We start from the raw sequence: 7,737 nt of genomic DNA on the forward strand, positions 1-7,737 counted from the left end.
TCTGAATCAGCTTCAACATCAGCATCTGAATCAGCAAGCACATCAGCATCTGAATCAGCTTCAACATCAGCGTCTGAGTCAGCTTCAACATCAGCGTCTGAATCAGCAAGCACATCAGCATCTGAGTCAGCTTCAACATCAGCATCTGAATCAGCTTCAACATCAGCGTCTGAGTCAGCTTCAACATCAGCGTCTGAATCAGCTTCAACATCAGCATCTGAATCAGCTTCAACATCAGCGTCTGAATCAGCTTCAACATCAGCGTCTGAATCAGCTTCAACATCAGCGTCAGAGTCAGCTTCAACATCAGCATCTGAGTCAGCTTCAACGTCAGCATCTGAGTCAGCTTCAACGTCAGCATCTGAATCAGCTTCAACATCAGCATCTGAGTCAGCTTCAACATCAGCATCTGAGTCAGCGTCAACAAGTGCGTCTGAGTCAGCATCTGAACAAGCTAAAATTGGTTCAGTAATCGTTAACTACGTGGATTCTGAAGGTAATGTAATCAAAGCACCAGTGAAAGACACAACAGATGCACCAGTAGGATCAGATTACGATACAACAGATAACAAACCAAAAGAAATCATTACTGAAGACGGTACTCGTTATATCCTTGTTCCATCTAAGACAATTGGTTCTGAAAATGGTCAAGTTGTAGAAGGTGAAACATCTATCACTTACGTTTACCAAAAAGTTGCGAACTGGATTCCACAAATTCCTGGCGTACCATCAACAGACTACCCAGAAGTTCCATATCCATTCGATCCAACAAATCCAGATGTACCAGTAACACCAAACCCAGGTACAGTGATTCCTTACGTTCCAGGTTATACTCCAGTAGATCCTAAGGATAATACTCCGTTGACACCAGTAGACCCAGAAGATCCATCTAAGGGTTATGTGCCACCAACACCAGAAAATCCTGGTATTGACACACCAATCCCTTACGTACCGGTAGAAACACCTAAGACTGGTTCAGTTGTTGTTAACTATGTGGATTCTGAAGGTAATGTAATCAAGACTCCAGTTACAGATACTGATAAAGCAGCTGTAGGTACTGATTACGATACAACAGATAACAAACCGAAAGAAATCATTACTGAAGACGGTACTCGTTACATCCTTGTTCCATCTAAGACAATTGGTTCTGAAAATGGTCAAGTTGTAGAAGGTGAAACATCTATCACTTACGTTTACCAAAGAGTTGCGAACTGGATTCCACAAATTCCTGGCGTACCATCAACAGACTACCCAGAAGTTCCATATCCATTCGATCCAACAAATCCAGATGTACCAGTAACACCAAACCCAGGTACAGTGGTTCCTTACGTTCCAGGTTACACACCAGTAGATCCTAAGGATAATACACCGTTGACACCAGTAGATCCAGAAGATCCATCTAAGGGTTATGTGCCACCAACACCAGAAAATCCTGGTATTGATACACCAATCCCTTACGTACCGGTAGAAACACCTAAGACTGGTTCAGTTGTTGTTAACTATGTAGATTCTGAAGGTAATGTAATCAAAGCACCAGTTAAAGACACAACAGATGCACCAGTAGGATCAGATTACGATACAACAGATAACAAACCAAAAGAAATCATTACTGAAGACGGTACACGCTATGTTCTTGTTCCATCTAAGACAATTGGTTCTGAAAATGGTCAAGTTGTAGAAGGTGAAACATCTATCACTTACGTTTACCAAAAAGTTGCGAAATGGATTCCGTTAATTCCAGGTGTTCCAGAAAACGAACGTCCAACAACAGATTATCCATTTGATCCAACTAAACCGGACGCTGAGATTCCAACTATCCCAACTAACCCAGAAACAGAACAACCAGTAGTTCCTTACGTTCCAGGTTATACTCCAGTAGATCCTAAGGATAATACACCGTTAACACCAGTAGATCCAGAAGATCCATCTAAAGGATATGTGCCACCAACACCAGAAACACCAGGTGTTGATACACCAATCCCATACGTACCAGTTGAAACAGCTAAGACAGGTTCAGTAGTGGTTAACTATGTGGACTCTGAAGGAAATGTGATCAAGGCTCCTGTAACAGATACGAACAACGCAGAAGTAGGTACAGATTACGATACAACAGATAACAAACCAACTGAGATTGTTACTGAAGACGGTACCAAGTATGTTCTTGTTCCATCTAAGACTGTTGGTTCAGAAAACGGAACAGTTACAGAAGGTGAAACATCAATCACTTATGTTTACCAAAAAGTAGCGAACTGGATTCCACAAATCCCAGGTGTTCCATCAACTGAATACCCAGAGATTCCATATCCGTTTGATCCAAACAATCCAGATGTACCAGTAACACCAACACCAGATACTGTTATTCCGTACGTACCAGGTTACACACCAGTAGATCCTAAGGATAATACACCGTTAACACCAGTAGATCCAGAAGATCCATCTAAAGGATATGTGCCACCAACACCAGAAACACCAGGTGTTGATACACCAATCCCATACGTACCAGTTGAAACAGCTAAGACAGGTTCAGTAGTGGTTAACTATGTGGATTCTGAAGGAAATGTGATCAAAGCACCAGTAACTGACACAGCTAATGCTGCAGTTGGTACAGATTACGATACAACTGACAATATGCCAGAAGTCATTACTACTGAAGACGGTACTCGTTATGTACGTGTTCCATCTAAGACAATTGGATCAGAAAATGGTCAAGTTGTAGAAGGTGAAACATCTATCACTTACGTTTACCAAAAAGTTGCGAAATGGATTCCGTTAATTCCAGGTGTTCCAGAAAACGAACGTCCAACAACAGATTATCCGTTTGATCCAACTAAACCGGACGCTGAGATTCCAACTATCCCAACTAACCCAGAAACAGAACAACCAGTAGTTCCTTACGTTCCAGGCTATACACCAGTAGATCCTAAGGATAATACACCGTTAACACCAGTAGATCCAGAAGATCCAACTAAGGGTTATGTGCCACCAACACCAGAAACACCAGGTGTTGATACACCAATCCCATACGTACCAGTTGAAACAGCTAAGACAGGTTCAGTAGTGGTTAACTATGTGGATTCTGAAGGTAATGTGATCAAAGCACCAGTAACTGACACAGCTAATGCTCCAGTAGGAACAGATTACGACACAACTGACAATATGCCAGAAGTCATCACTACTGAGGACGGTACCAAGTATGTACGTGTTCCATCTAAGACTGTTGGTTCAGAAAACGGAACAGTTACAGAAGGTGAAACATCAATCACTTATGTTTACCAAAAAGTAGCTAACTGGATTCCACAAATTCCAGGTGTTCCAGCAACTGAATACCCAGAAGTTCCATATCCATTCGATCCAAACAATCCAGATGTACCAGTAACACCAAACCCAGGCACAGTGATTCCATACGTTCCAGGTTATGTTCCAGTTGATCCTAAGAACAACCAACCGTTGACACCGGTAGATCCAGAAGATCCAACTAAGGGTTATGTGCCGCCAACACCAGAAAATCCTGGTATTGACACACCAATCCCTTATGTACCAGTGAAACCAACAACGCCAACTACACCTGTAACTCCAGGTAATGACGTGCCAAATACTGATACACCTACAACTCCAGATGCACCTAAACCAAGACCGGCAGTAGTTGCTCCGGCTCCTGGTCAGAAGACTGTTCCAGCTTCACCAAAAGCAGTTCTTCCTAATACAGGTCAAGAGTCATCTGTAATGCCTACCCTATTAGGTCTAGGACTCTTGATTGGTACTTTAGTAAATCGTCGTAAAAAGAACGAAGACTAATGAAAAGTGTTTCTTGAGAAGAAATAGATTTGAAGATTAGTTCAAATAAGTAAAAGACAAACATCACGGTGTTTGTCTTTTTTTTTGAAATGTTTCCTTTGATTAGAAGTCCGATCCAACAATTTGATACTCATTGAAAATCAAAAATAGCCTAGGAAACGAAGCCGATGATAGAACTCTGTTACTGTCTTGTTTCAAGGTAACAGGCTGAAAAGCTCCACTGGAGCTTTTCACTCATCAAGGCTCTTGACAACGGATAATTTTGATTTTCGAAGAGTATGACTTAGTGATAATAAGTTCGTTATTCATATCAACACAATAGAGTGATTGTATAGTTATTTATGAAACCTCATTAGAATATTTGTAATATTCTATTAAAAAATGCGTACTATTCTTCATTTGTATAGATATTTTTTGTATAAATCGATTCATAACACCCAAAATACATGAGTAGAAATGTAAACAAAGACAAGAAAAATGAAAATGAGTCGATATGTACATGGATGTCTATCGTATTAGTTAAGAAATTTAGTATATCAAATTACTTGATTTTATCGAAATTTTAACAAGTTAATATATAGTTATGTTGCTATAATGAAAGTTTCAAAAAATTTACACGCTTACATGGATTTGTTTTCAAAAAACTTAAAAATATCTTAAAAATATGAGCTAAATCATTTGACCGTACAGAAGAAAAGGAGTATAATGACGTAACAACAAAAATGACTGATTCTAAGCTGATTCAGAAATTGTTGGCAAAACACATAATAAGGAAGGTAAATTTGTGTCAAATAAATTTAAAAACAAAGATTTTACAGAAATCTCGCGTAAAAGCCGTGTGAAAATGTACAAATCCGGTAAACACTGGGTTCGTGTCATTATGTCAAGCATTGGCTTGTTCCGTTTAGCGGGTGGAACATCTACTGAAAATATTAAAGTAAAAGTAAATGGTCCGATTTCGTCATCAAAATCTACTTTCTTGGTACGTGGACTTGCAGCAGCAAGTGCAGTAGCTGGTGGGTCAATTGTGCTAGATCAACTCCAAGAAAACGTAGTATATGCGTCTGAAGTCAATACTGAATCTACATTGGCTACTGGAGATACAGTTGCGTTGTCAGGTACAAGCACAGAAGTTGCAAGTGAATCAGCTTCAACTACTGAAACAGCATCAACAACTGAATCAAGTACAGAGTCAGTAAGCGAATTGGCTTCAACTACAGAATCTGATACTACTTCTGAATCTGTGTCAACTTCAGAATCAGTATCAACATCAACTTCTGAGTCAGTGTCAGTCTCAGAATCAACGTCTACATCAGTTTCTGCATCTGAATCAGTAGTGGCTTCAGAATCAGTCTCTACATCAGAATCAGCACTTTTGAGCGAAGCCGTTTCAGAAGCAGCAGCTGTAGCTAATTCACAAGCGTCTGCATCAACAACTGAATCAACTACTGCAGACTCAACAACTACAACTTCAACACCAACAGAAGTCCTAGAACAAGTTACTTCTGAAGCAGAAATTTTGGTTGACCTTGGTCAAAAAGAATTAGTTGCGACAGAAGATACAAGTCTTTCTACTGCAGTAGCAGCAACACAAGCAGAAGTGACTGCAGCTAAATTGGTCTTGGCTGACCCAACTGCGACAGTTGAACAAGTGGAAGCACAAATTGCAGCAGTTAAAACAGCAAATGAAGCTTTGGCAGCAGAACTCTTGAAACGTGACGAAGATGGTGTCTTGACAGCAATTCTTAGCGTTACTGGATCAACTACCATTGGTTCAGGTACTGGTGTATTAGAAAATGCAACTATTGAAACTTCACCTGGAAAAGATGCGGATGGTAAAGACTTACCAGGAGATATGCAGGATCCGAATGGTGCAACTGCTACTCACACTACATCAGGTTCTCTTAAAGCTACAGAAGTTGCAGATTACATCACCTTCAAGTTCATCCCATTAGCCGGTTGGTATGATGGTACCGTTGGTGTATTGCGTGGATATAATGCTTCTTCAACTAACGGAGCTTATTTACGAGCTTCTGTTGATAAGAATCTTTCAGGTTCAATTCTTGTTGAATTAGTAGATAATGCAGGTAACCTATTGGAATCACATTCAATCAGTCCATCAGAATCTGCAGAGTTTACTTATTATCAAGCTCAATCAGCAAACTTCCCAATTGTTGCTTCGTATTCTACGACTGGTGCTTCTGATACTGCATCCGGTTTATTATCTGTAACGTTTGATCAAAATACAATTGCCACAAACACGCTTGTTCCAACTCCAATTACCAATACAACGACTTATGTTACCGATACTGGTACGGTTTTAGGTACATATTCTGTGGCGACACTACCTGGATTAACAAACACTCCATCAGGTATTCGTGATTTCCCAGGTTATAAATATTCAACTACAACAACTTCAACCAAAGATGTAACTCCTGTAGCTGGTGAGTCCTTTGTTGAACAAGTACGTCAGGGATATCCATACGATTGGGCTGATGCTGGGAAATTAATTCAGTATAAGACCATAGTTACACCTACTGAATTAAAAACAAAAGTTGATGGTGTAGAAACAACGCAACAAGCTGTTATTAAGGAATTGTGGGTTGCTGATCCAAACTATACGGGGACTCATGACTACTCGACAACTTCAACTGATGGATTTATTCGCATTTTGACTACATCAACTATGACAGTTGGTGATTCAAATACTCAAAATTTACTTGATTCTGCATTGTTGGACTCAGGATATGTAATTACAAGAGGTAGTGACGATACAGGAACTACGATTGTTACTGATGCAAGTCAATTAAATTTGACAACGCTAGGTGCTAAAGAATGGATCAAAGTTCAATTCAATAATGATACTGATAACTTTGCTTATTTCCAAATTCAACCAAATGGTGGTGTTGCATCACTTAATATTCACTTTGGACGTGATGTAAGATCTACTGATTCAGCATCAACATTTAAAGGAATTACATTCCCGCTAACTTTGAGATATACTGGTACTTCAATGACTGAAACTACTCATGTATATGTTGTTAACGAATCTGAATCAGCATCCATTTCAAATTCTCAATCAGCAAGTACTGCAATTTCAGAGTCAGAGTCAAATAGTGAATCTGCATCTGAATCAGCAAGCATAGCAATTTCAGAGTCAGAGTCAAATAGTAAATCTGTATCTGAATCAGCAAGCACAGCAATTTCAGAATCAGAATCGAATAGTAAATCTGAATCAGCAAGCCAATCTGACTCATTGTCAGCATCAGCTTCTGAATCAGCGTCAGTATCAGCGAGCCAATCTGACTCACTTTCAGCATCAGCGTCTGAATCAGCGTCAGTATCAGCAAGCCAATCTGAGTCATTGTCAGCATCAGCGTCTGAATCAGCATCAGTCTCAGCGAGCCAATCTGAGTCATTGTCAGCATCAGCATCTGAATCAGCGTCAGTATCAGCGAGCCAATCTGACTCACTTTCAGAATCAGCTTCTGAATCAGCATCAGTATCAGCGAGCCAATCTGAGTCACTTTCAGCATCAGCATCTGAATCAGCATCAGTATCAGCGAGCCAATCTGAGTCACTTTCAGCATCAGCGTCTGCGTCAGCAAGCACATCAGCATCTGAGTCAGCTTCAACGTCAGCGTCTGAGTCAGCAAGCACATCAGCATCTGAGTCAGCTTCAACGTCAGCGTCTGAGTCAGTTTCAACATCAGCGTCTGAGTCAGCTTCAACATCAGCGTCTGAGTCAGCAAGCACATCAGCATCTGAGTCAGCTTCAACGTCAGCGTCTGAATCAGCTTCAACATCAGCATCTGAATCAGCATCAGTATCAGCAAGCCAATCTGAGTCACTTTCAGCATCAGCGTCTGAATCAGCTTCAACATCAGCATCTGAGTCAGCTTCAACATCAGCGTCTGAGTCAGCTTCAACATCAGCGTCTGA

2 protein-coding genes are annotated in these 7,737 nt (G+C 40.4%); both read left to right on the plus strand.

Annotated elements, in window-relative coordinates; translation table 11 throughout:
• Positions 1-3,795: MucBP domain-containing protein (locus tag K6V43_RS11025; protein WP_222383121.1), on the plus strand; the 3,795-nt coding region annotated here is incomplete at its 5' end.
• 784 nt (positions 3,796-4,579) lie between these two features.
• On the plus strand, positions 4,580-7,737 hold a 3,158-nt coding region (locus tag K6V43_RS11030; RefSeq protein ID WP_222383122.1), incomplete at its 3' end, for a KxYKxGKxW signal peptide domain-containing protein.

It is taken from the genome of Streptococcus suis (assembly GCF_019794615.1).
Classification (GTDB): Bacteria; Bacillota; Bacilli; order Lactobacillales; family Streptococcaceae; genus Streptococcus; species Streptococcus suis_AI.